Here is a 26,694-nt window from a genome sequence, read left to right as displayed (position 1 = left end):
CAAGGAGCACAAGGAATTCAAGGGCCAAAAGGAGAAAAAGGAAATCCGGGATCAACAGGACCAATGGGACCACAAGGAGATGTAGGGGTACAAGGAGTTCAAGGACCAAAAGGAGAAAAAGGAGATCCGGGATCAATAGGTCCAATGGGACCACAAGGAGATGTAGGACCACAAGGACCAGAAGGACCACAGGGAGTTCAAGGACCAGTTGGACCAATGGGAATGCAAGGAACGACAGGAGTAACAGGTGTTACAGGGGCACAAGGACCACAAGGAATCCAAGGAAATCCGGGCGAAATAGGACCGCAAGGAAATCCTGGAGTAACTGGACCACAAGGAATTCAAGGAGAAGAAGGGCCACAAGGATCTGAAGGACCAATAGGACCAAAAGGTTGTCAAGGACCAATGGGATGTCCAGGAGAACCAGGATGTCCAGGAAAAGAAGGATGTCCGGGACCAATGGGACCAATGGGATGTCCAGGACCAATGGGATGTCCAGGACCAGAAGGACCACAAGGGCCAACAGGATGCCCAGGATTAGAAGGACCAAGAGGATTAGAAGGCCCAAGAGGACCAATGGGATGTCCAGGAGAACCAGGATGTCCAGGACCAATAGGACCAATAGGACCAAAAGGACCAGGAGGATGCCCAGGACCAGAAGGACCAAGGGGAGCAAAAGGAGAACCAGGATGTCCAGGACCAAAAGGAGAAAAAGGAGAAAAAGGAGAACCAGGATGTCCAGGACCAGAAGGACCAAAAGGAGAACCAGGTGAATGTAAACATTCAGAAAATGCATATATATGTTCAGATTCATGTCAATTAATTAATGGACAAAATGCGATTAAACTAGGTGCTAATGTAGTTAGTAATGGCGATTCAATATATCATGCAGAAGATAGTAGTAAAATTGAACTATTAGAAAAGGGAACTTATTTAGTAAATTTCTCTACTTCGGCTTTAGGAGAATGTGGATCACTTGCTGAAATAAGATTAATGGCAAATGGTAATCCAATTGGAATTGCAGCAGCAGAAATATTCAAGAGCGGATCATTAGTTAATTTAGCTAGTTCAGCAATTGTTGATTTTTCAAAATGTAATGTAGTTGAATTAGAATTAATTAATTCATCTAGATGTAGCATGAAATATTGTTTAACAAGAATTACTATAGTTAAATTAGCATAGAACTCATAGTTTTACAGTTAAAATATAGTTGGAAATCATACAAGTATAATTATACTTGTATGATTTTTTTACTTATATTAAATAAAGAAATATATTATAATGAAATAAATATATTTCTGATATAAATATATGTAAATTAAAAGAAGTGAGGTGAAACAAAATGCATTTTGTTTGGTTAACTATTATATTGATATTTTTAAACCTATTGTTTGCAGGCTCATTAATATTTATTGAAAGAAAAAATCCAACAACTACATGGGCATGGCTTATGATTTTTATATTACTACCGGGACTAGGATTTGTGATTTATTTATTATTAGGCCAAAATTTTAGTAGACAAAAATTATTTAAAGATAAGTCTGTTACAGATGCTAATACGAGAAAAAATAATATAGCTAATAGCAATATGGTATTAAATGAAGAGGAACTTAAATACTTAGATTTAATAAAAATGAATTATACTAATTCAGGTGCTAGATATACACAAAGAAATGAAATAGAGATTTTTTCAGATGGTAAAGAAAAGTTTGAAAAATTATTAGAGGATATAGAGAATGCTAAAAAATACATTCATATCCAATATTATATTTTTAAAAATGATGAGATTGGAAATAAAATAATAGAGGCATTAGAGAAAAAACTTGATGATGGAGTTAAGGTAAGACTATTAGTTGATGCTATGGGCTCTTGGCAAGTGACAAAAAAGAAATTAAGGACGTATTTAAATAAAGGCGGAAAATTTTCTATATTTTTTCCAGGAATCTTACCACATATCAATACTCGTATAAATTATAGGAATCATAGGAAAATAGTAGTTATAGATGGGGAGTATGGATATGTTGGAGGATTTAATGTTGGAGATGAATATTTAAGCAGGGATAAGAAAATTGGAAACTGGAGAGATACACATATAAGAATACGAGGAAAGGCTGTAGAAGATTTAGATGAGCGATTTATATTAGATTGGTGCTATGCAGCTGATGAGAAAGTTGAAGATATAGAAAAATCTGAATTTGAAGATAGTAAAAGCATTGGAGATGTCAGTGTACAAATCGTAACTAGTGGACCAGATCATAATGAAGAATATATAAAAAATGGATATGTTAAAATGATTAATAATGCAAAAAAAGATATTTATTTAACAACTCCATATTTTGTTCCGGATGTTACTATGATTGAAAGTCTAAGAATTTCAGCACTTTCAGGTGTAAATGTAAATATTCTTATTCCGGGAAATCCAGATCATAAATTTATGCAATGGGCAGCAAATTCATATATAGGAGAATTACTTGATGCTGGAGCAAGAGTGTTTCATTATAATAAAGGGTTTGTGCATGCAAAAGTTTTAAGCATAGATGGATGTGTTTCTAGTATAGGGACTGCTAATATGGATATAAGAAGCTTTAGTTTGAATTTTGAAGTAAATGCTTTTATTTATAATTTTAAAGTTGCAAATGAAATTGAAGAACAGTTTAAGAAAGATTTAGAAGATTCAACAGAGATTACACGAGAAATATATCAAAATAGAGGAAGAATTTCGAAAATTTTAGAATCTATAGTAAAGCTTTTATCACCTATATTATAGAGGGATAAGAGAAGTTATTTTAAAAGAGATACTCATTTAATTCTTAGTTTATATTTTGTGAATTTTATACTGGTAGTTAGATAAAATAGTAGGCATAGTAGAGAGGTTTAATTCTACTGTGCCTATTTTATTAGATAGTTTTAAGGAGTTTAATATTAAATTTTATTTTTTATATAGCCAATTTAAAATTTATAGAAGAGCATGAAGTTTTATGGTGAGATAAAAGAAAAATTAAGAGTATTAAGCTAAAAAGAAAATACTGACAAAAACATATCATTATGATAAAATGTAAAAAATAGGAAAATGAAGAGATTCTAAGTTGATGGGGATATAGATCTAATTATTTATCTTAAATTCTATTTTCTTATATTTTGAGATTTATAAATTTAGAGACTCATCACAAAAGATGAGTCTTTTATTTTTAGGAGGGGAAATAATGATAGTAATATTAAAACAAAAAACAAGTAAAAATGAGATTGATAAACTTACTAAGTTTATTAGAGAAAAAGGTGTTGAAGTAAATCCAGTTATAGGACAAGATTTAATTATTTTAGGACTTGTTGGTGATACAAGTAGAATTGATTCTACACAAATTGAAGCAAATCGAAATGTAGAAAAAGTAATGTATGTACAAGAGCCTTTTAAAAAAGCTAATAAGATGTTTCATCCTGAAAAGACTATTATAGATATTAATGGAGAAAAAATAGGGGGAAAGAAAATAGCTTTAATTGCAGGTCCATGTTCTGTAGAAACTGAAGAACAAATAGTAAATATAGCGAAAGATGTAAAAGAACTTGGAGCAGGATTTTTAAGAGGAGGGGCATTTAAGCCAAGAACATCACCATATAGTTTTCAAGGTCTTGCATATGAGGGATTAGAGCTATTAAAAATTGCAAAGGAAAAAACAGGATTACCTATTGTTACAGAAATAATGTCACCATATGATGTAGAGGTATTTGATAGAGATGTTGATATAATTCAAGTAGGGGCAAGGAATATGCAGAATTTTGATTTGTTAAAGGAATTAGGAAAAACGAAAAAACCAATACTCTTAAAGCGTGGACTATCGTCAACTGTTGAAGAACTACTTATGAGTGCTGAATATATTATGGCTGGAGGAAATGAAGATGTAATTCTTTGTGAAAGAGGAATACGAACTTTTGAAACTTATACTAGAAATACTTTAGATTTGAGCATCATACCAGCTATTAAAAAATTAAGTCATTTACCAGTAGTTGTTGATCCAAGTCATGCAGCAGGAAAATGGTGGATGGTAGAGCCTTTATCAAAGGCAGCAGTTGCAATTGGTGCAGATGGGCTTATAATAGAAGTGCATAATGACCCAGTAAATGCATTATGTGATGGACAACAATCTATAAAACCAGATGTTTATGGGAATTTATTAGAAGAATTAAGACCTATTGCAAGAGCTGTTTCTAGAGAATTGTAATAAAGTTTGTTAATAATAGAAAAAGGTTGTAAAATTGATTAGGAAATTTAATTTTATGACTACAAGAAAGGTGGAAGAATATGAAAAGATTATTTGTTGATTTAAAAGAAAATTCATATGAAATATTAATAGAAAAAGGAATATTAGGGAGAGTTGGTACATTAATAAAAGATGTATTTAAAGAAGGAAAAATATTTATTATTACTGATGAAAATGTAGATACTCACTATGGTAAGAAAGTAGAAGACTCTCTATTAAATGAAGGTTTTATTGTAGATAAAGTAGTTTTAAAACCCGGAGAAGAAACAAAATCTTTTAATACTCTTCCACTACTATATAATAAGCTTTTAGATTTTAAATTAACGAGAAAAGACTTAATTATAACATTAGGTGGAGGAGTAGTAGGAGACCTTGGAGGATTTGTAGCTTCAACTTTTTTAAGAGGGATTCCATTTATTCAAATTCCAACATCATTATTAGCACAAGTGGATAGTAGTGTAGGTGGAAAGGTTGCAGTTGATTTAGAAAGAGGTAAAAATTTAGTTGGTAGTTTCTATCAGCCTAAGATGGTTTTAATAGATCCAGAAGTTTTAAATACTTTAGAGGATAGATATTTTAGAGATGGACTTGGAGAAGTTATAAAGTACGGTTTAATTAGAGATGAAAATCTTTATGGAAATTTAAAAAATTATAGTGGAAAAGAAGAAGTATTAGAACACATAGAAGAGATTATATATAAGTGCTGCAATATAAAAAGAATTATTGTAGAAAGAGATGAAAGAGATTTAGGGGAAAGAATGGTTTTAAATTTTGGGCATACAATAGGGCATGCAGTTGAAAAATATTATGATTTTAAAGAGTATACACATGGAGAATGTGTTGCAATAGGTATGTATAATATTCTTAAGTTATCAGAAGTAAAAGGAATTTCTAAAAATATATATTCAAATGAATTAAAAGAGCTTTTAATTAAATATAAATTGCCATATGAAGTTGAAGTAGATAATAAGGAAATTTTAGAAACTATAACTTTGGATAAAAAAAATATGGGGAAAGTATTAAAAGCAATTATTGTTAAGGAAATAGGAAAAGGCGAAATATATGATACGACAGTAGAATTTTTTAAGTAAGGAGTAGTGGTTTTTTTGGGGAATTATAAGATACAACCTAGACGATTAAGTGGAGAGGTAAGCATACCACCATCAAAAAGTATGGCACATAGAGCTGTTATTTGTGCAGCACTAGCAAAAGGAAAGAGTGTTATAGAAAATATTGATTTTTCAGATGATATTATAGCAACTATAGATGGGATGGAAGCTTTTGGAGCTAAAATAACTAGAAAACATAGATGCATAGAGATAGATGGAATATTTAGAGAAGAAAATATGCAACATAAGGATAAGATTAAAGTTGATTGTAATGAGTCAGGATCAACTTTAAGATTTTTAGTTCCGATAAGTCTTTTATTTAATAAGGAAACTAATTTTATTGGTAGAGGAAATTTAGGTAAAAGACCTCTTGAAATATTTTATAATATTTTTGATAAACAAGATATCCAATATTCATATAAAGAAAATGAGTTAGATTTAAAGATAAAAGGACTTCTAAAGAGTGATACATTTACTGTTAGAGGAGATGTTAGTTCTCAGTTTATAACAGGACTTATGTTTATATTACCGCTTTTAGAAAAAGATTCAAAAATAATAATTGAAACAGAATTACAGTCAAAAGGATATATTGACTTAACTATTCAAGCTATGAGAGAGTTTGGTGTTGAGGTAGTAAACAGAAATTATAGAGAATTTATTATAAGAGGAAATCAAGAATATAAAGAAAGAGAGTATAGAGTTGAGGGAGATTATTCTCAAGGAGCATTTTTCTTATGTGCAGATGCAATTGGAAATACTGTTATTTCTTTAGATTTAAAAGAAAATTCACTTCAAGGTGATAAAGAAGTTATAGATATATTAGAAAGAATGGGTGTTACTTTTAAAAGAATTAAAAGTGCAATTGGTGGAAAAGCAAAAGTTCTAAATGGAACAACAATAGATGCAAAAGGATGCCCAGATGTAATACCTGTATTATCAGTAGTTGCAGCTCTTTCAAAAGGAGTGACAAAGATAATTAATGGTGAAAGATTAAGAATAAAAGAATGTGATAGATTAAAAGCAATTTATTTAGAACTTACAAAGATTGGAGCTCAAATTGAAGAAAAAGAAGATGGGCTTGTAATTTATGGAGTAGAAGAGTTTAAAGGTGGAGTGCAGGTTTGGAGTCATAAAGATCATAGAATAGCTATGATGCTTGCAATAGCTTCAACTAGATGTAAAAATCCAATTGTTTTAAAAGATTATGAATGTATATCAAAATCTTATCCACATTTTTTTGAAGACTTTAAGAACTTAGGAGGAAAAGTAGATGAGTGGAATATGGGGGAATAATTTTAAATTATCCATATTTGGAGAATCACATGGAAAGGGAATTGGAATTACGATAGATGGATTACAGGCAGGTTTTCCTATTAATCTAAAAGAAGTAGATTTTCATATGAAAAGAAGAGCACCAGGAAAAAGCCCTTTATCAACAGCAAGAAATGAAGGTGATGAAGTAGAAATTCTTAGTGGATTTTTTGAAGGAAAAACTACAGGGACACCTCTTTGTGGAATTATAAGAAATAAAGATAATCGTTCAAAAGATTATAGTAAATTAAAAAAAGTAATGAGACCAGGACACGCTGATTATACAGGAAGCGTAAAATATAATGGGTTTAATGATTATAGAGGTGGAGGTCATTTTTCAGGAAGAATAACAGCACCAATAGTTTTTGCAGGAAGTATTGCAAGACAAATTCTTGAAAGTAAAGGAATAAAAATTATTTCACATGTAAAAAGTATAGGAAATATAGAAGATGAGTATTTTAATCCTTTAGGTATAGAAAATGGTGAAGAGTTATTAAATGAAGAACTGCCTTTATTAAATAAAGAATTAGAACCTAAAATGAGAGAAGAGATATTAAATGCAAAAAAAGAAGGAGATTCTGTAGGTGGAATTATAGAAGGAATGATTTTAGGTGTGGAGCCAGGTCTTGGAGATCCATTTTTCCATTCTGTAGAGAGTAGACTTTCAAGTCTTTTATTTTCAGTTCCAGCAGTAAAAGGTGTAGAGTTTGGTTGTGGATTTAATATGGCAAAACTTAAAGGTTCTCAGGCGAATGATTCTATGTACTATGAGGATGGAGAAGTAAAATGTAGAACTAATAATAATGGTGGGATTTTAGGTGGAATAACAAATGGAATGCCAATTATATTTAGAGTAGTTATAAAACCAACAGCATCAATAATTCAAAAACAAGAAACTGTAGATATAGAAAGTAAAGAAAATACTGAGCTAGTTATTGAGGGAAGACATGATCCTTGTATAGTTCAAAGAGCAATTCCAGTAGTGGAGAGTATGGCTGCTATAGGAATATTAGATTTAATGAAAGAGATTTAGTACTATGAATGATTTAGAAATTTGTAGAGATGAAATAGATAAGATAGATAGAGAACTAACAAAACTTTTTGAAAAAAGAATGGATGTAGTTTTAAGAGTAGCAAATTATAAAAAGAAAAATAATATGCAAATTTTCCATAAGGGAAGAGAACAAGAAGTAATAAAAAAGAATTTAAATAGATTAGAAAATAAAGATTATGAAAAGGAACTAGAAAAGTTTTTAAATAGTATGATGGAAGTTAGCAGAGAACTTCAAAGAAGAAAGTTAGCTGATGGAGAGGAAAATTATACTATTAAAAAAAGAGAATTTAATGAAGATAGTGTTCTTGGATTTCAAGGAGTTAGAGGTTCATTTACAGAAGAAGCATTATTAGAGTATTTTGGTGAAAAAAATAAATCTATTCCTTATGAAGAATTTGAAGATATTTTTGAGGGAATAAAAAATGATGAAATAGATTTTGGAGTTGTACCTGTTGAAAATTCATCTACAGGAGGAATTTCAGATGTTCATGACCTTCTTGCAAAGTATGGATTTCATATATCAGGGGAAATTAGTATAAAAATAGAACAGCATTTAATGGGAGTAGAAGGTGGGACTTTAGAGTCTATTGATGAAGTATACTCTCATCATCAAGGATTTGCACAAAGCTCACAATTCTTAAAGAAATATGATCATTTAAAGCTTATACCATTCCATAATACTGCAACTAGTGCAAAATTAGTGTCAGATTTAAAAGATGATAAGAAGGGTGCTATAGGAAGTAAAAGAGCTGCAGAAATATATGGATTAAAATTATTAAAGGAAAAAATAAATGATTGTGATGAAAATTATACAAGATTTGTAATAATATCTAAGGAATTAGTCAAGGAAGAGGGAGCAAATAAAATAAGTGTAGTTTTTTCACTTGAAGATGCACCAGGAACATTAAGTCGATTATTAAAGAATTTTTCAGAGAATAATTTGAATATGATTAGGATAGAATCTAGACCAACAAAGCATGATAAATGGAAGTATTTTTTATATGTTGATTTTGAAGGGAATTTAGAAAATACAGAAGTACAAAATGCTTTAGAACAAATTAAAACAAGTAGTGAATATTTTAATGTTTTAGGATTTTATAAAAATAGAATTTAGACTTAATTTGAGGAGTGAAATAGATGAATTATTATGGCTTAGTTGGAGAGAAGTTATCCCATTCTTTATCACCAAAAATACATGAGTATATATTTGAAAAGTATAGTGTTGATGGAGGATATGAGCTTTTCCCAATTCCTCAAGAGGATATATCAGAATTTGGGAAATGGATGAAACTTTTGAAGATTAAAGGAGTTAACGTTACTATTCCTTATAAAGAAAGGGTTATTGAATTTTTAGATGAGATATCAGATGAAGGAAAAAAAATAGGTGCTGTTAATACAATATTAAATAAAAATGGAACTTTAATAGGGTATAATACTGATTATTATGGTTTTAAATATATGCTGTTAGAACAAGAAATTTATGTTAAAGATAAAATAGCTGTAGTTCTTGGAACTGGAGGGGCGAGCAAAGCTGTAATTCAGTATTTAAAGGATGAAAAAGCAAAGGATATATATTTAGTATCTAGAGATATTAAGGGGAAAAAATCTTTAGATAAGGATGTTAAATTAATAGATTATGAAATGCTAAAAAATATTGAAGGATATGTTTTAATAAATACTACACCTGTAGGGATGTATCCTAAACTTTCTGAATGTCCTGTGAATGAGGAAGTTATAAAAAAATACCAGTGCATAGTTGATTTAATTTATAATCCATTAGAAACAGAATTTATAAAACTTGGAATAGCACAAGGTAAAAAGGTTTGTGGTGGACTTATGATGCTTGTGTATCAAGGTGTGAAGGCAGATGAAATTTGGGAAGAAGTTAAGGTTTTAAAAGAAGAGATAGTTGAATTAAATGAAATATTGAAAAAGGAGTTTGTTTAAGGAGAAATAATGTGCAAAAAGTATGAAAAGATTTTTCTTGTAGGAATGCCAGGTTGTGGAAAAACAACTATGGGAAAGGTTTTAGCTAAAGAATTAAATTATAACTTTTATGATATGGATGAATATATTGAAGAAATATCAGGAAGGTCCATAAAAGATTTATTTAGTGAATCAGAAGAAGTCTTTAGAACATGGGAGACAGAGGCTTGTAGTAGATTACGAGAGAAAAAAAGAAGTGTTATATCTACAGGGGGCGGAGTTGTAAAAAGAGATGAGAATATTAAGCTTTTAAAAGATTCCGGATTAGTTGTATTTATAAATAGACCAGTAGAGAAAATAATAGAAGATGTAGATATAAATAGTCGTCCGCTTTTAACGGCAGGAAAAGAACGAATATATGCATTATATGAAGAAAGATTTGATAGATATAAACAGATTTGCCATGTAGAAATAGTTAATGAAGGCTTTATAAGAGATACTATTGATAATATAAAAAAAGAAATAAGAGGTAAGGTGAAAGAATAACTATGAAAATAATGGTGATAAACGGACCAAATTTAAATATGTTAGGAATTAGAGAAAAAAATATTTATGGTGGAGAAAACTTAAAAGCCATAGAGGATTTAGTTCAAAAAGAAGGGGATGAGAGAGGACATGAGTTAGAATTTTTCCAAAGCAATAGCGAAGGAGAAATAATAGATTGTCTACATAGAGCTTACTTTGATAAATTTGATGGAGTTATTATAAATCCAGGAGCATATACACATTATAGCTATGCAATCCATGATGCAATAAAAGCCATTCAAATTAAAACAGTTGAAGTTCATTTATCTAATATTCACGGAAGAGAAGAATTTAGAAAAAAATCGGTAACAGCTAGTGCGTGTATAGGTCAAATATCAGGTTTTGGGAAGACGGGATATTTATTAGGAATGTACGCATTAGAAAAAGAGATAGAAAATTAATACACACATAAGGTAGATACTAAGAGTATCGTAGGAGGAACAAAGAAAAATGATAATAGTAATGAACCCCAAAACAAGTAGGGAAAACATAGAAAAAGTAGAAGCATGTATAAAAAATAATGGATTAAATATAAATTATTCAGCAGGAGAAAATCATTTGATTTTAGGTGTAGTTGGAAGTGCTGAAAGATTAGATTCAAATAAATTATTAAGATTTGATGGAGTGGAAAAAGTTTTAAAAGTAGAACAACCTTTTAAAAAAGCAAATAGACTATTTAAACCAGATGATACCATAGTAGATGTTAATGGAAGAAAAATTGGTGGAGGTCACTTTGGAGTAATAGCAGGACCATGTTCAGTTGAAAGTGAAGAGCAAATAGTAAATGTTGCTGAAGATATTAAAAGAGCAGGAGGAAACTTTTTAAGAGGGGGAGCTTTTAAACCAAGAACATCTCCTTATAGTTTCCAAGGATTAGAGCTAGAAGGATTAGAATTATTAAAGAAGGCTAGAGAAAAAACAGGGCTTCCAATAGTTACAGAAATAATGTCTACAGATTATATTGATCAATTTGTAGAAAGTGTTGATGTTATTCAAGTTGGAGCAAGAAATATGCAAAACTTTGATCTTTTAAAACAACTTGGAAAAACTAATAAACCAATACTTTTAAAAAGAGGATTATCTGCAACAATAGAAGAATGGATAATGTCAGCTGAATATATTTTAGCTGGTGGAAATGAAAATGTAATTCTTTGTGAAAGAGGAATAAGAACATTTGAAACTTATACAAGAAATACTTTAGATTTAAGTGCAATACCAATGGTAAAAAGATTAAGTCATTTACCAGTTATTGTAGATCCAAGTCATGCAGCAGGGTACTGGTATTTAGTTGAACCATTAGCAAAGGCAGCAGTAATGGCAGGAGCAGATGGGCTTATGATAGAAGTTCATAATGATCCTCAAAATGCATTAAGTGATGGACAACAATCTATAAAACCAGAAAATTTTAAAGCATTAATGGAAAAAATAAATATTTGTTTAGAATTAGAAGGAAAAACATTAAAATAAAAATTTTATAAAAGGGGTAGAGAATGAGGATTTTAATTGTAGGACTAGGAGTTATTGGGGCATCCTTTGCAAAAGGATTTAAGGAATTAGGCTACAATGAAGTTTATGGGGTTGATATTTCAAAAGAAACTTTAAAAAAAGCTAAAGATTTAGGAATAATTAAAGAAGGTTTTTTAGAAGAATCTGAAATTGTAAAAGAGTGTGAGTTAATTATATTGGCCATTTATCCTAAGTTAATATTTAAGTTTATAGAAAAAAATAAAGATAAATTTAGAGAAGGTACTGTTATAACAGATGTTACTGGAATAAAAGAAGTTTTTATAGATAAAATAAGGACTATACTACCAAAATCAGTAGATTTTATTTTTGGGCATCCTATGGCAGGGAAAGAAAAGCGAGGGATAGATTTTTCATCTAATGAGGTTTTTAAGGGAGCGAATTATATTATAACTCCAGTGGATGAGAATAAAGAAAAAAACATCCAATGTATAGAAAAAATAGCTTTAGAACTTGGGTTTAAAAATATAAAAAGAATATCACCAAGTTATCATGATAAAATGATAGCTTTTACAAGCCAACTTCCACATGCAATAGCAGTAGCATTAATAAATAGTGACGAGGAAGATAGGGATACAGGTTCATTTATTGGAGATAGTTATAGAGATTTAACTAGAATTGCAAATATAAATGAATTGTTATGGAGTGAGCTATTTTTAGGGAATAGAGAAAATTTACTAGAATGTATAGAAAATTTTGAAGAGGAATTAAATATCATAAAGACGGCAATAAAGTATAATGATAAAGATGCTTTAATAAAAGGATTTAATAAATCTTCAAAAAGAAGAGAAAATTTATAAAAATAGAATATTTATGCAAAATTATAGCTAAAAGATTAGGAATAAACTTTTCTAAAGAGAATCTTTTAGCTATAATTTATTTATAGGATATTTTATAGAGAAATTTAAAGAATTATTTAAAATGAGAGGTAGTTTAAATAATTACAAATTAAATAGTGTATAATGGATTTTATAGTAGTAGTTAAGATGGAGGAAGAAGATGAAGAGAATTGAAGAGGTTTTAAGAAGCTTAATCAATTTAAGCGGTGAAGAAAAAAGAGGTATATCTGCAATTGAACTTAGTGGAGAGATGAATTTAGATAGAGCTACAATAAGTAGGTATTTAAATGATTTATATAAAGAAGGTAGAGTAACAAAGATAGAAGGAAGACCAGTTCTTTATAGATCGATATTAGAAAGTGATTCAGCAGAGGATGAGCTGGGAATGGATTTAGAAAAAAATTGCTTAGATTCACTAGTAGGTGCAAATGACTCTCTTCAAATACCGATACAACAAGCAAAAGCAGCAATATTTTATCCGCCAAATGGACTTCATACACTTATATTAGGAGAAACAGGAGTAGGAAAATCAATGTTTGCAGAGGCCATGTATGGTTTTGCAAAAGAATCGAAAACATTAGGAGAAGAGTCATCTTTTGTAAGATTTAACTGTGCAGATTACTCAGAAAATCCACAACTTCTTATATCTCAAATATTCGGGGTAAGAAAAGGAGCATTTACAGGGGCAGATAAAGATAGAGACGGTCTTTTAAAACAAGCAGATGGCGGAATAATATTTTTAGATGAGATTCATAGGTTATCTCCACAAGGGCAAGAAATGTTATTTACGTTTATAGATAAAGGAAGCTTTAGACCACTTGGTGAAAGTGAAAAAGAAGTAAAAGCAAGTGTACAGATAATAGCAGCTACAACAGAAGAGCCGAAATCATTTTTATTACAAACTTTTACTAGAAGAATACCTATGACAATAACATTACCACCATTAAAAGAGAGAACATTGAAAGAAAGATATATGCTTTTAGAAGAATTCATAAAAAATGAATCATTAAGACTTTCAAATGATATTTACTTTGATAAAAATGCATTAATTTCATTTTTACTATATGAATGTACAAATAATATTGGACAATTAAAAAGTGATATACAATTAGCTTGTGCAAAGGCATTTTTAAATTATAAATCACGAAGTAAAAATATTATAATGGTAGAACAACAAGATTTACAGTCAAATGTAAAAAGAGGAATAATGAAACTTAAAGATCATAGAAGTGAAATTGATGAGTTATTTAATAATTTAAGTGACATAATATCTTTCTCTTATAAAAAGAAAAAGATAAAAACAAAAACCTATGAACTAGAAGAGGCTGTAAGAAAAAATGATATTGAATATTTTTATAGTGTTATAGAAGATAAAGTAGATTCTTTAAAAAAAGAAGGGTTAGATGAGGCACATATAAAAGATATTTTAAATGTAGATATAGATGAATATTTCAAAAAGTATATGAGTAGTTTTAAAAATAATTTTAGAAAAGCAGAAATTTTAAAAATTGTTGATGAAAAAGTATTAGATATAGTAGAGAAGTCGCTAGACTATGCATCAAGTAAACTAGGAAGAGAATATGATGAAAAAATCTATTATGGATTAGCTTTACATATGCAAGGTAGTATAGAAAGAATTAAAAACGGAAATAGAATATACCATCCTAAATTAAATTATATAAAATCTAAATTTAAAGACGAATTTATGATTGCAATGGATGTAGCAAAATTAGTAGAAGATGCATTTTCAATTGATGTTACATTAGATGAAATTGGATATATTACAATGTTTTTAAAATCTAATAGTGTAGATTCTGATAAGGATTTAGAAAAAACTGTAGGAGTATTAGTTATAATGCATGGAAAATCTACAGCAACTAGTATGGTAGAAGTTGCAAATACTCTTATAGGTGAAGAGTATGTGCATGCCCTAGATATGCCACTTACAATGAAGGCAGAAGAAATGCTAAGCAGAGTAAAGAAAAAGGTTATTGAGATAGATTCTGGAAAAGGTGTAATAATTCTTGCAGATATGGGTTCTTTAGTCAATTTTGGTGATATAATAAAAGAAGAGACATGTATTGATATAAGAACAATTGATATGGTAAGTACACTTTCAGCAATAGAAGTTGGAAGAAAAGCTTTATGTGGAAGAGATATAGATTCAATCTATAGATCATGCAGACATATACATGTTTATTCTGATAGTAATAGAATTAGAGGAATAAAAAAGGAACTTGCAATAATAACTACATGTTTTACAGGAGAAGGTTCTGCAGAAAGATTAAGAGATGTTATTGAAGAAAAGATTTATGTTAAAGATAGGGTTCGTGTAATACCTATAGATATTTTAGATAAAGATAGATTTTTTAATAATATAGAAGAACTTCAAAAAGACTATAATATTGTTTGTATTGTAGGAACTGTAAATATGTATGTTGAAGGAATTCCATTTATTTCAGCAGTAGAAATATTTACGGATGATGGAATCAAAAGGTTGAATTCTTTAGTTAGTGAAGAAGTTCAATATGATCATATTGGTGATTCGCTGAAAAATCAGCTTAATACAATAGATTCATACACATTAGTAGAAGAAATAAAAGATGCATTAGAAAAAATCGAAGCAAGTATTCAGGTTGATATTAAGCCAGATGTAAAACTAGGAATAGTTATGCATATATGTTTTTTAATTGATAAACTTAAAAAGGGTGGATCAGAAACTCAGTTTATTGGATTAAATGAATATAGAGATAAATATAATAAAGAGTTCATTTTGATTAAAGGAAGCTTTAAAAAGATTGAAGTTGAGTATGGAGTAAATGTAGGAGACAACGAGATAGCATTTATTGTTAGAATGGTGTTGAATAATAAAAGATAAGTGTGCTTAAACTAATGTAGAGTGTAAGGAATTTTACACACTATACTCGAAAAAAGAGATCTTAGAAAAGTCAGTAAATAAGCGGGTTAAAAGCTAAAAGGCAAAGTATTATGTTTTGGCATGATACTTGCTTTAAATAAAAGTATAAAAAACAAATGAGATTAAGAATTAAATAGTTCTTAATTAAGGAGGAAATGAAAATGAAAAATATATTATTAGTATGTTCAGCAGGTATGTCAACAAGTTTATTAGTAACTAAAATGGAAGCAGCAGCAAAAGAAAAAGGTATAGAATGCCATATTGAAGCTTTAGCTGAAGCAGATGCACACAGAAAATTAAACGAAGTGGACGTTTTATTATTAGGACCACAAGTTAGATTCTTATTATCAAAATTCAAAAAAGAAGCTCCAGAAAATTTACCGATAGAAGTAATTGAAACAGTTGCTTATGGAACTATGAACGGAGCAAAAGTATTAGATAGAGCTTTACAATTAATAGGATAATATTAAAGGTAAATAAAGTGGAGCTTTTAAACTCCACTTTTAAAATGTAATAATAAATAGATTTTGAAAAGAGGTATAAATATGGAAGAAATAATTATGAATTTAATTATGTATAGTGGAGAAGCTAGAAGTTATGCTATGGAAGCTATGCAAGCAGCAAAAGATGGAAACATAGAAGAGGCTAGAGAATTATTATCAAAAGCTACTGCACAATTAACAGAAGCACATCATTCACAAACTAAACTAATTCAAGGTGAAGCTGCAGGAAACAAAACAGAAGTTTCATTATTATTAGTACATGCTCAAGACCACTTAATGACTACAATGACATTAAAAGACGTTGCAGCAGAAATCGTTGATATAAGAGAAGAATTAAAGAAATAATATTTTTAAAATATAGATAAAAATAGATGAATATATAAATCAGAATAGAGGATACATTTGTATCCTCTATTTTTTTACTTGGAATTATTAAATTCTTCAATTAAGGTATAGATAGTTTTTGAAGTAGTATCTTTCATTGTATAGCCAAGTAGAGAAAGGATTTTAGCTAAATTTTCTTCAGAATCTGTTTCAATTTCAATATAAGGGAATGGACAAAAAGATTTATCGTTTATATCAATTTCAACTAATCCATTTTCTAGTCTATAACTTTCTCTATATTTTTTTATAGATTGATATAATTTTAGGCCAAGTGATTTGAAAATACCTTCAGCCATAACTTTATCATCAACGATAACTTCATTTTCTTCCATAACTTTAAATTTATCTTGAGATAAAAGTTTTTTTGTAGTCATAAAAATAACTTCTTTATTTCGTAGATTATCATAAACAGTTCTGATTCTTGCATATCCTTTTTCATTAAGTAATCTCTTATCTTCAAAGTCGTAAAGATCATTTATTTGATCTTCAACTTTAACTTTTTCTGCCTTTAACTCTATAAGTTTTTTTCTTAAATCTTCAACATCAATATTTATAATTCTAGTTTCTAATTCCTTTGCCATAAAAAAGCCTCCAAATAAAAATAATTTAGTTTAATTATAGCACTAAAATTTATGTAAAATATGATAGAATAAAAAAAGGTTGTTTTTAGTAAATATAGAAACACAGAATTTGTATGAAAATTAAAATGAATATAAAAGCAATAATTTGTTTAAGGGAGTTTTTTATGGAATATATTAATGATATAAATGTCAATGAAGCAATAATTCATATATTAGATAGTAATGGTGGAGAACCAGTTTTAAATGAGTATGCACTTGATTTAACAGATGATACATATAGATTTGTTTTTAAGCATATAGATAAATGTCTTAAAGATGAGGAGCTTAAGTATGCTGTGTTTAATCCAGAACGTAGTATAGTAAAAGAAGTATGTCAGGATTATTTAAATGGAATAGATAGTAATTTAATAGAATTATCAAAAGAGTTAGGAAGACAGATGTTTGCAATTATGAATGGAAATACTAATATTCCATCTTGTGATCTTATAGTGGCATCTATTGTAACAGATAAGGGACCTATGATTGCTATACTTAAGATGGATTATGTTAAAAATTTTACTCATCAAGTAGATTTCATTGATGATAAAATAGGAATAGACATAGTACCACAATCAGCAGGGCTTCCAGGTAGTGGACAAAAAATTCAAAAAGCAGCATTTATAAAGCCAATAAGAGAGGGCGAAGAGTATAACTTAATGGTTTTAGATAAGCAAAGAAAAAGTAAGACTGAAGAATATGGAGCAAATTATTTTATAAATAATTTTTTAGGATGTACAATAATCTCTAACGAAAGAGATATGACAAAAAGTTTTGTAAATGCAGCAGAAAATTGGACTAGAGAGAATTTTGCAGAAGATCCTGCAAGAGCTAAAAAGGTTCGTGATGCAGTTAAACAAAAATTACGTGATGAAGAAAAGATTAGTATAGAAGAATTTTCAAAGGAAGTTTTTGAAGGTGAAGCTGATAAAGGGCAGAATTTTAAATCTTATGTAAAAGATTTTGGATTAGAAGAAGTAGAAGTAGATAAAGCTTGGGCAGAAAAAAAACTTAAAAAGGTAAGATTGAAAATAGATAATAGTATTGATCTTTATATAGAGGAAGAACAGTATTTAGATTCATCAAAATTTGAAGTAACAAGAAATGGCGATGGAACAGTTAATATGACTATAAAATTTGTTACGAATTATATAGAAAAATAATATAAATAAAGGATCCCATAGATTGGGGTCCTTTAAATTTAATTAGAAAGTAATTTTACTAAAACTGCTTTTTGAACATGAAGTCTATTTTCTGCTTCATCAAAGATTACATTTGCATGTTTTTCTAGTACTTCTGTAGAAATTTCCTCTTCTCTATGAGCGGGAAGACAATGAAGAACTATAGCATCATTATTTGCAAATTCCATAAGAGATGAATTTACACAATAACCTTCAAAAGCAATTTTTCTTTTTTTAGATTCAGATTCTTGTCCCATACTTGCCCATACATCAGTTATAACAACATCAGCATTTTCAATTGCTTCTTTAGGTGAATTTGTTAAGGTGAAAAGTGTATTTTCAGTTTTGGAAATAGTATTTGCAAGATTTAAATATTCTTCTTTAGGATAGTATCCCTTAGGAGAAGCTATAGAAAAATCCATTCCAAGTTTTAAACAACCAATCATAAGTGAATGAGCCATATTGTTTCCATCACCAATATAACAAATTTTAAGGTCTTCAAAGGAATTTTTTTGTTCACGTATAGTCATTAAATCAGCAAGGATTTGACAAGGATGCTCATCATCAGTTAAAGCATTTATTATAGGAATAGAAGCATGTTTTGCTAAAGAATCTACTTCAGATTGTTCAAAGGTTCTTATCATAATACCATCTAAGTATCTTGAAAGAACTCTAGCAGTATCACAAATAGGCTCACCACGACCTATTTGTAAATCAGAAGAACTTAAAAATAGAGGGTTTCCTCCAAGTTCATACATACCAACTTCAAAAGAGACACGAGTTCTTGTTGAAGCTTTTGAAAATATCATTCCTAAAGATTTTCCTTTAAGTAAGGGATGTTTGATATTATGATTTTTTTCATATTTTAATTGATCAGCTAAGTTTAAAATTTCTAATATTTCGTTTTTAGATAAATCATTCATTTTTAATAAATCTTTTTTCATTATATAACCTCCCAGTTAAAATTTATCTATTATAGCTAAAAGAATGCTTAATCCTTTTAACAGATCTTCTTTTTGTATAGTAAGTGGAGGAAGAAGTCTTATAACATTTGGACTAGCAGTTAGAACAACTAATCCTTTTTCTAAAGCTAAAGATTGAATTTTACTACTAGAAAAAGGAGTTTCGATGCCTATCATTAAACCACCACCACGAACTTCAAGGATTTTTTCAGTATTTAAATTTTTAAAAGTCTCAAAGATTAATGAACTATTTTTATTTATATTTGTGATAGATTCTTGAGAGGAAAGTTTGTTTAAGACAACAATAGCTGATGCACAAGCAACAGGATTCCCACCAAAAGTTGAACCGTGATCTGAAGGAGAAAAGGTATTTTCTAGTGTTTCATCACATAAGGTAGCACCAATAGGTAGACCACCACCTAAGCCTTTAGCTAAAGTTATAATATTTGGTTTTACATTAAAGTGATTAAAACCAAATAAACGACCAGTTCTATAAATTCCACATTGAACTTCATCAAAAATAGTTAGAATATCTCGTTTCTTACATTCCTCAAAAACTTTTGAAACAAAATTATAATCTAGAGGATGAACACCACCTTCACCTTGAATACTCTCCATCATAACAGCACATACATCGGAAGTAAGATGTTCTAAAAATTCATTTATATTATTTGCAGTTACATATTTAAAGCCATGAGGAAAGGGATGAAAATAATTATGAAATTTTTCTTGACCTGTTGCTTTTAAGGTTGTTAATGTTCTTCCGTGAAATGAGGATTTTAAGGTTATGATAGTTCCACGAGTTCTAGTATTATATTTATCAAAACTGTACTTACGAGCAAGTTTAATTGCACATTCATTTGCTTCAGCACCAGAATTAGAAAAGAAAACTTTACTCATTTCTGATTTTTCTACAAGAATTTTTGAAAGCTCTAGTGACTTTTCATTTAAAAATAAATTAGAAATATGACAAAGTGAGTTTGCTTGAATTGATATAGCGGAAATTAAATCTTTATCTCCATAACCGAGAGAGTTAACTCCAATTCCACTGGAAAAGTCTAGATATTCTGTGCCTTCAGTATCATAAAGTTTAGTACCGATACCATGAGTGAAGATAGGAGAAAGCGGGGCATAAGTATTCATTAGAAAATTATCCATAAAAAACCTCCATAAAATTAATAAATCATTGTTCCAATACCATCATTTGAAAAAAGTTCTAAAAGAATAGAATGAGGAATTCTTCCATCTAGAATGTGGGTCTTAGTAACACCCATACGAATAGATTCAACACAACATTGTATTTTAGGAATCATTCCTCCAGTTATAATATTATCTCTATATAATTTAGGAATTTGATGTAATCTAAGTTTAGAAATTAAGGTGGATAAATCATTTGGATTAACTAAAACACCAGGGACATCTGTTAATAAAATAAGTTTTTCTGCTTTTAAGGCAGAAGCAATTTTTGAAGCACAAGTATCTGCATTTATATTAAATACCTCATTTCCATCAGAGCTAATGCCTATACTACCAACTACAGGAATATATCCAGAATTTAAAGCCATAGTTAAGACTTCTGTATTAATAGAGGATATTTCACCAACAAAACCTAAATCGCTTTTAGAATGGAGCTTAATTGCTTTAATTAGTGAGCCATCCATACCACAAAGTCCAATAGCTCTTTCACCTTTTTTAGTAAATAAAGAAACTAAATCTTTATTTACTTTTCCACCAAGAACCATTTGAACTATATCTATAGTTTCTCTATCTGTGTATCTAAGACCATCTATAAATTGAGATTCCAAATTTAATTTACTTAAAAAAGAAGAAATCGAAGGACCACCACCATGAACTACAACGGGATTTATACCTACACATTTCATTAATATAATATCGTTTATTACAGATTCACGAAGTTCATCACTTATCATTGCATTGCCACCATATTTTACAACTATAGTTTTGCCAGCGTATTCTTGAATATAGGGGAGAGCTTGAACTAAAACTTCTGCACGAAATTCATTATTTAAAATATGTGTATTCATTAGCTTCTATAGTCTCCATTTATTTTTACATAATCATAACTTAAATCGCATCCAAAGCAAGTAGCAGAATAATCCCCATTATGCATATCTACTATAATTTCAATTGTATCTTGGCTTAATATTGTTTTAGCTTTTTCTTCATTAAAGGGAAGTCCTATTCCATTATCAAAAACTAAAACTTCACCTATAGAACTCTTAAATGAAAGAGACAAATTATTTAGATTAAAGGGAATTTCAGTATAACCTAAAGCACATAAAATCCTTCCAAAGTTAGGGTCACTACCAAAGATTGCAGTTTTTACTAAAGGTGAGTTAATAATACTTTTAGAGAAAGTTATAGCATCATGTTCAGATGCAACAGAGAAAACAGTACACTCTATAAGTTTTGTAGTACCTTCACCATCACTAGCAATATTTTTAGCTTGAAGTAAATTAAGCTTATTTAAAGCATTTAAGAAAAGTTTATAATCATGATTTTCTTCTATTATCTTTGAATTTTTACAAAGACCATTAGCTAGGATTAGTACCATATCGTTAGTGCTTGTATCACCATCTACAGAAACTCTATTAAAGGTTTTAGATACAGAGTCTTTTAATGCTAGATTAAGAAGCTCATGAGAAATATTTAAATCTGTAGTTATAAATGAAAGCATGGTTCCCATATTAGGTTCTATCATTCCAGAACCTTTTGAAATTGAACCTATGTGACATGTTTCACCACTAGATAAAGTGAAACTTATACAGGCTTCTTTTTTTCTAGTATCAGTAGTCATTATAGCTAAAGCAGCATCTTCAGAATTTTTATAGGAAAGAGAAGATACAAGGGTAGGATAAGAGTTTATTATTTTTTTTAAGGGAAGAGGAACTCCGATAACACCTGTAGAAGCTACTAAAATATCTTTAGGTTCTATATGAAGATTAAAGGATAAAAAATAAGCCATAGCTTTTGCAGCATCAAGACCTTTATTCCCATTACAAGTATTAGCATTTCCACTATTTATAACTATGGCTCTTGCAGTTCCATTTTCAAGATGATCTCTAGTTACATAAATAGGTGCGCCTTTAATTGTATTTTTAATATAAACACCAGCAGCAGTACAGCTAGTTTCTGAAAATATTAAAGCGAGATCTTTTTTATTAGATTGTTTTAAACCACAATGAATTCCAGAAGCTTTGAATCCAAGTGGAGTAGTTATTGATCCATTTTTTATAAATTTCATAAATACCTCCAAAGTTTAGAAGCTTGGACTAATTAAATTTAAGCTTAAAGTTTCTTCAAAGCCTAAAGTTAAATTCATATTTTGAATAGCTTGTCCGGCAGCTCCTTTAAGCATATTATCTATTGCACTAATTAATATTAATTTATCTTTTTTATGGTTAAGGTGAAGTGAAATATTACAATTGTTAGAAAGTTTCACGCCTTTAATATCAGCAGTTTCATTAAGAGGTAGTATATTTATAAAAGGCTCATTTTTATAAAATTTTAAATATAAAGTATGGAGTTTTTCTAAAGATATATTTTCTCTTAATGAAACATAAATAGTAGATAAAATTCCACGATTTATAGGAAGTAAATGAGGAGTAAAGGTTACAGAGACATTTTCATTTGAAATAGAAGAAAGTGTTTCTTCTATTTCAGGAGTGTGTCTATGACCTTCAACACTATAAGGATTAAAATTTTCATTTACTTCTGCATAATGAGAAGAAAGGCTTAGATTACGGCCAGCGCCTGTAAGTCCTGATTTAGAATCACAAATTATAGAGTGTGTATCTATGAGAGAATTTTTTAAAAGTGGCATAAGTGCAAGATTAATGGAAGTAGGATAACAACCAGGATTTGCAATTATTCGTTTCTTTTTAATTTTTTCTCTATTAAGTTCAGGTAAGCCATATATAGCATATTGATGGAGTTTAGGCTTATCAAAAGATTTGCCATACCAAACCTTATAATTTTCTTCAGAAGAAAGTCTGAAATCTGCGCCTAAATCAATACAAATTTTATTTTTATAAAAAATCTTTTCAGCAATACTTTCACTTAAACCATGGGGGAGTGAGAGAAATATAAGATCACAAGTTTCTATAACTGAATCTATATCCTCACAAATTAAATCTGTTTTATTAAAAAAACTTTTATAAATAGAAGAATACTTTTCGCCTAAAAAAGATTTTGAACTTATTTTAAAAACTTCTATTTTAGGATGATTTAAAAGAAGTCTAAAAAGTTCAGAACCAACATAGCCTGTGGCACCAATAATTCCAACTTTAATCAATTAAATCATCTCCTTTAGTTTGTTTAATAAACTTATCTAAATAATGGAGTTGAAGAAGAACTGATTCTTTAGAGGGACCTCCAAAGACTTTTCTTTCTTCTACACAAGTAATTAAATTTATTGAATGATAAACATCACTTTCAAAAATATTAGAAAACTCTTTAAGTTTATCTAAAGTTAAATCTTCGATACCTTTATTCTCTTTAATACAATAAAGAACAACTTCACCAACTATTTCATGAGCATTTCTAAAAGCCATTCCTTTTTTGACTAAATAATCAGCTAAATCAGTAGCATTGGTAAAGCCTTTAGATGCACCAGATTTCATGACATCCTTATTTACTTTCATTGTAGAAATCATGCCAGTAAAAGTTTTTAATGAAAGACTTACAGTATCTAGACCATCAAAAAGAGCTTCTTTATCTTCTTGCATATCTTTGTTATAAGCTAAAGGAATTCCTTTCATTACTGCTAATAAAGCAATTAAATCTCCATAAACACGTCCAGTTTTACCACGAATAAGCTCTGCAACATCAGGGTTTTTCTTTTGAGGCATAATACTACTTCCAGTACTATACTGATCTGAAAGTTCAACAAAATTAAATTCATTTGTGCACCAAAGAATTATTTCTTCTGAGAATCTTGAAAGATGCATCATTATTATAGAGAGACATGAGAGTGTTTCTATAACATAATCTCTGTCAGAAACAGAATCTAAGCTGTTTAAAGTGACTTTAGAGAAACCTAAATCCTTTGCTACCATTTCTCTATCTATAGGGTAGGTAGAACATGCTAAAGCTCCACTACCTAATGGCATTTCATCAACTCTTGTAAAGCAATCTTTAAGTCTATTTATATCTCTCTTAAACATTTCACAATAAGCTAGTAGATGATGTGCAAAAGTTATAGGTTGAGCCTTCTGCATATGAGTATATCCTGGCATTATAGTATCGATATTTTCAGTGGATTTTTCCTTTAAAACAATTAAAAGTGAGTTTAAATCTTGAATTAAAGATTTAATATAATTTTTTAAATACATCCTTAAATCAAGAGTAACTTGGTCATTTCTACTTCTGCCAGTATGCAACATTTTTCCACAAGGACCAATGTAGTAAGTTAAAAGTCCTTCAGTAAAGCTATGAATATCTTCAGAAGAGGTATCAATTTCAATTACTCCATTTTCTAATCTTTTTAAAATCTCTAAAAGACCTTCTTCAATTTTTTGACTAGAAATTTTAGGAATAATATTTTTATCTCCAAGCATTTTTACATGTGCTAAACTACCTTGTATATCTTCTTTATACATTCTGCTATCTATATTTATAGAGGAATTAAAATCATTAACTAAAGGGTCAATTCTATCCTTGAAGCGACCACCCCAAAGTTTCATTAGTCTGTCCCCTTAAGAGCTTGATCCATTTTCGCTTTTACAGTTATCGGTAGTCCAAAAAGATTTATAAATCCAGCAGAATCATTTTGGTTATAAACTTCATCTTCATCAAAAGTTGCATACTCTTCACTATATAAAGAATAAGGAGAAGATATACCTGCACTTATAATATTTCCTTTATAAAGTTTTAGTTTAACATCACCAGTTACTGTTTCTTGAGTAGTATCTACAAAGGCAGAAAGAGCAGCACGTAGTGGCGTATACCATTGACCGTTATAAACTATATCAGCAAATTTTAAAGAGATCATTTCTTTATAATGCATAGTTTCTTTATCTAAGCAAATAGATTCAAGTTCTTTATGAGCATAATAAAGAATACTTCCTCCAGGAGTTTCATAAACACCTCTTGATTTCATTCCAACAAGTCTGTTTTCTACCATATCGCAAATACCAATAGCATTTTCTCCACCAATTTTATTTAAAGCTAAAATAAGAGAAGTACCATTCATTTTTTCACCATTTAAAGCTACAGGAATTCCTTTTTCAAAAGATAGTGTAATATAAGTAGGAATATTTGGTGCATTTTCAACAGTAGTTGAAAGTTCTAATATTTTTTCATAATTAGGTTCATTATTAGGATTTTCTAAATCTAATCCTTCATGACTTAAATGCCAAAGGTTTTTATCTTTACTATAGTTAGTTTCTTTAGTAAGTTTTATAGGAATATTTCTATCGATAGCATATTGAATTTCTTCATCACGAGATTTTATCTCCCAGATTCTCCAAGGTGCAATAATTTTCATATCAGGTGCAAAAGCTTTAATAGCAAGTTCAAATCTTACTTGATCATTTCCTTTTCCAGTGCATCCATGACAAATTGCATCAGCCCCTTCGTTTAATGCAATTTCAACCATTCTTTTTCCGATAATAGGTCTAGCAAAAGAAGTACCTAAAAGATATTTTCCTTCATAAACAGCATTAGCTTTTATAGTAGGAAAAATATAATTTTCTACAAAATCATTAGTTAAATCTTCTATATATATTTTGGATGCTCCAGTTTTTAAAGCTTTTTCTTCTAATCCTTCAAGTTCATCTTTTTGTCCTACATTACCTACAACAGCAATAACTTCACAACCATAATTTTCTTTAAGCCAAGGAATTATTATAGAAGTATCTAATCCTCCTGAATAAGCTAATACAACCTTATTTAATTTTTTCATTTTATAGCCTCCTACAAATTAATAAAAAATATAATTTCCATTTAATGGATATTATATACTTGATGGAATAATTATGCAATATATAAAAGTAAAAATCTTTAATTTTGCATAAAATACAAAAAATAACTTTAAATATGCATAAAATGGTATTAAATATAAAAAAATCTAGAAATGAGAGTACATCACTAATGAGACAAGGGTATTTAAAGAAGAAATAGTGAAATAATATAAATGTATCAATAAAGCAAGGAGTTGATGTTAAATGACTACATTAAAATGTGATGTTACAGATTGTAATCATAATAAGCAAAGCTGTTGTTGTAATAATGAGATAACAGTAGGTGGAGTTCAAGCAGAAAGTTCAAGTGAAACTAACTGCAAAAATTTTGAATGTAAAAGTGGTGCTTTAAGTAATGATGTAAGAGACATAAATCCTAGTTTATATGTAAACTGTAGTGCAGACACATGCATCCATAATAAAGGACAAAGTTGTGTTGCAAATAGTATAGAGATTTCTAATAATCTTAGCAGTTACGCAAGTGATACACAGTGTGCTAGCTTTGTAGAAAGATAGCTGAAAAAGATTACATCTGTATTGATG

General features: G+C 29.4%; 25 protein-coding genes. 17 read left to right on the top strand and 8 right to left on the bottom strand.

Features of this window, described 5'->3' with window-relative positions; genetic code table 11:
• From Q0W06_RS11545 to Q0W06_RS11475, 15 genes are all read left to right on the top strand, one after another.
• Positions 1–1,182: hypothetical protein (locus tag Q0W06_RS11545; RefSeq protein WP_297635482.1), on the top strand; the 1,182-nt coding region annotated here is incomplete at its 5' end.
• A gap of 160 nt (positions 1,183–1,342) precedes the next feature.
• Entirely contained in the window at positions 1,343–2,767 is a 1,425-nt protein-coding gene (cls, locus tag Q0W06_RS11540) for a cardiolipin synthase (protein WP_297635479.1), read from the top strand.
• A gap of 436 nt (positions 2,768–3,203) precedes the next feature.
• Complete coding sequence (gene aroF, locus Q0W06_RS11535; RefSeq protein WP_297635477.1) at positions 3,204–4,217, top strand: 3-deoxy-7-phosphoheptulonate synthase; 1,014 nt, start codon at positions 3,204–3,206, stop codon at positions 4,215–4,217.
• Between the two features lie 80 nt (positions 4,218–4,297).
• Entirely contained in the window at positions 4,298–5,347 is a 1,050-nt protein-coding gene (aroB, locus tag Q0W06_RS11530) for a 3-dehydroquinate synthase (RefSeq protein ID WP_297635474.1), read from the top strand.
• Between the two features lie 15 nt (positions 5,348–5,362).
• On the top strand, positions 5,363–6,658 hold the full coding sequence (gene aroA, locus Q0W06_RS11525) for a 3-phosphoshikimate 1-carboxyvinyltransferase (RefSeq protein WP_297635471.1): 1,296 nt from the start codon (positions 5,363–5,365) through the stop codon (positions 6,656–6,658).
• Complete coding sequence (gene aroC, locus Q0W06_RS11520) at positions 6,636–7,709, top strand: chorismate synthase (RefSeq protein WP_297635467.1); 1,074 nt, start codon at positions 6,636–6,638, stop codon at positions 7,707–7,709. The genes aroA and aroC overlap by 23 nt, the downstream gene beginning before the upstream one ends.
• A 4-nt stretch (positions 7,710–7,713) precedes the next feature.
• Positions 7,714–8,844: a prephenate dehydratase gene (gene pheA, locus Q0W06_RS11515; RefSeq protein ID WP_297635464.1), complete on the top strand. Its 1,131-nt coding sequence runs from the start codon at positions 7,714–7,716 to the stop codon at positions 8,842–8,844.
• 23 nt (positions 8,845–8,867) lie between these two features.
• On the top strand, positions 8,868–9,677 hold the full coding sequence (gene aroE / locus Q0W06_RS11510; protein WP_297635461.1) for a shikimate dehydrogenase: 810 nt from the start codon (positions 8,868–8,870) through the stop codon (positions 9,675–9,677).
• Between the two features lie 9 nt (positions 9,678–9,686).
• Positions 9,687–10,202: a shikimate kinase gene (locus Q0W06_RS11505; RefSeq protein WP_297635459.1), complete on the top strand. Its 516-nt coding sequence runs from the start codon at positions 9,687–9,689 to the stop codon at positions 10,200–10,202.
• 2 nt (positions 10,203–10,204) lie between these two features.
• On the top strand, positions 10,205–10,642 hold the full coding sequence (gene aroQ, locus Q0W06_RS11500; RefSeq protein WP_297635456.1) for a type II 3-dehydroquinate dehydratase: 438 nt from the start codon (positions 10,205–10,207) through the stop codon (positions 10,640–10,642).
• Between the two features lie 49 nt (positions 10,643–10,691).
• Entirely contained in the window at positions 10,692–11,708 is a 1,017-nt protein-coding gene (aroF, locus tag Q0W06_RS11495; RefSeq protein ID WP_297635453.1) for a 3-deoxy-7-phosphoheptulonate synthase, read from the top strand.
• A 23-nt stretch (positions 11,709–11,731) separates the two neighbouring features.
• The gene (locus tag Q0W06_RS11490; protein WP_297635450.1) at positions 11,732–12,565 is read left to right on the top strand and encodes a prephenate dehydrogenase; all 834 of its coding nucleotides are present in this window, start codon (positions 11,732–11,734) and stop codon (positions 12,563–12,565) included.
• 199 nt (positions 12,566–12,764) lie between these two features.
• Entirely contained in the window at positions 12,765–15,482 is a 2,718-nt protein-coding gene (locus Q0W06_RS11485) for a sigma-54-dependent transcriptional regulator (protein ID WP_297635447.1), read from the top strand.
• A gap of 200 nt (positions 15,483–15,682) precedes the next feature.
• Entirely contained in the window at positions 15,683–15,985 is a 303-nt protein-coding gene (locus tag Q0W06_RS11480; protein WP_297635444.1) for a PTS sugar transporter subunit IIB, read from the top strand.
• A gap of 81 nt (positions 15,986–16,066) precedes the next feature.
• Positions 16,067–16,369, top strand: a complete 303-nt coding sequence (locus tag Q0W06_RS11475) for a PTS lactose/cellobiose transporter subunit IIA (protein ID WP_297635441.1) — start codon at positions 16,067–16,069, stop codon at positions 16,367–16,369.
• 74 nt (positions 16,370–16,443) lie between these two features.
• On the opposite strand, the gene Q0W06_RS11470 is transcribed toward Q0W06_RS11475, so the two are convergent.
• Positions 16,444–16,989 (bottom strand): CYTH domain-containing protein, encoded by a 546-nt coding sequence (locus tag Q0W06_RS11470; protein ID WP_297635438.1) that lies wholly within the window; start codon positions 16,987–16,989, stop codon positions 16,444–16,446.
• Positions 16,990–17,153: 164 nt separating this feature from the next.
• Here Q0W06_RS11470 and Q0W06_RS11465 point away from each other — a divergent pair, with 164 nt between their 5' ends.
• Positions 17,154–18,188 carry a nucleoid-associated protein gene (locus tag Q0W06_RS11465; protein WP_297635436.1) on the top strand — a complete coding sequence of 345 codons (1,035 nt, stop codon included), beginning with the start codon at positions 17,154–17,156 and terminating at the stop codon, positions 18,186–18,188.
• A gap of 38 nt (positions 18,189–18,226) precedes the next feature.
• Here Q0W06_RS11465 and argF read toward each other — a convergent pair whose 3' ends face one another.
• From argF to Q0W06_RS11430, 7 genes are read right to left on the bottom strand one after another with little or no spacing between them, the layout of a single operon-like run.
• Positions 18,227–19,150, bottom strand: a complete 924-nt coding sequence (gene argF / locus Q0W06_RS11460) for an ornithine carbamoyltransferase (RefSeq protein ID WP_297635433.1) — start codon at positions 19,148–19,150, stop codon at positions 18,227–18,229.
• Between the two features lie 15 nt (positions 19,151–19,165).
• Positions 19,166–20,326, bottom strand: coding sequence for an aspartate aminotransferase family protein (locus Q0W06_RS11455; protein ID WP_297635430.1), 1,161 nt, complete (start codon positions 20,324–20,326; stop codon positions 19,166–19,168).
• Positions 20,327–20,343: 17 nt separating this feature from the next.
• Positions 20,344–21,201, bottom strand: a complete 858-nt coding sequence (gene argB / locus Q0W06_RS11450) for an acetylglutamate kinase (RefSeq protein WP_297635485.1) — start codon at positions 21,199–21,201, stop codon at positions 20,344–20,346.
• An 11-nt stretch (positions 21,202–21,212) separates the two neighbouring features.
• Complete coding sequence (argJ, locus tag Q0W06_RS11445) at positions 21,213–22,433, bottom strand: bifunctional glutamate N-acetyltransferase/amino-acid acetyltransferase ArgJ (RefSeq protein ID WP_297635427.1); 1,221 nt, start codon at positions 22,431–22,433, stop codon at positions 21,213–21,215.
• Positions 22,434–22,448: 15 nt separating this feature from the next.
• Entirely contained in the window at positions 22,449–23,483 is a 1,035-nt protein-coding gene (gene argC / locus Q0W06_RS11440; protein ID WP_297635424.1) for an N-acetyl-gamma-glutamyl-phosphate reductase, read from the bottom strand.
• Entirely contained in the window at positions 23,476–24,873 is a 1,398-nt protein-coding gene (gene argH / locus Q0W06_RS11435) for an argininosuccinate lyase (RefSeq protein ID WP_297635421.1), read from the bottom strand. The genes argC and argH overlap by 8 nt, the downstream gene beginning before the upstream one ends.
• Positions 24,873–26,093 carry an argininosuccinate synthase gene (locus Q0W06_RS11430; RefSeq protein ID WP_297635418.1) on the bottom strand — a complete coding sequence of 407 codons (1,221 nt, stop codon included), beginning with the start codon at positions 26,091–26,093 and terminating at the stop codon, positions 24,873–24,875. Before Q0W06_RS11430 ends, argH begins: the two co-directional genes overlap by 1 nt.
• A gap of 262 nt (positions 26,094–26,355) precedes the next feature.
• Between Q0W06_RS11430 and Q0W06_RS11425 the strand changes: the two genes are divergently transcribed.
• Positions 26,356–26,667 carry a DUF1540 domain-containing protein gene (locus Q0W06_RS11425; protein ID WP_297635416.1) on the top strand — a complete coding sequence of 104 codons (312 nt, stop codon included), beginning with the start codon at positions 26,356–26,358 and terminating at the stop codon, positions 26,665–26,667.
• Positions 26,668–26,694 lie beyond the last annotated feature (27 nt).

Origin of the sequence: uncultured Clostridium sp., from assembly GCF_947072515.1 — a bacterium.
Lineage (GTDB): Bacteria > Bacillota > Clostridia > Clostridiales > Clostridiaceae > Clostridium.
The sequence above is the reverse complement of the archived record's forward strand: the minus strand, read 5'-3'. Positions and strand labels throughout refer to the sequence as shown.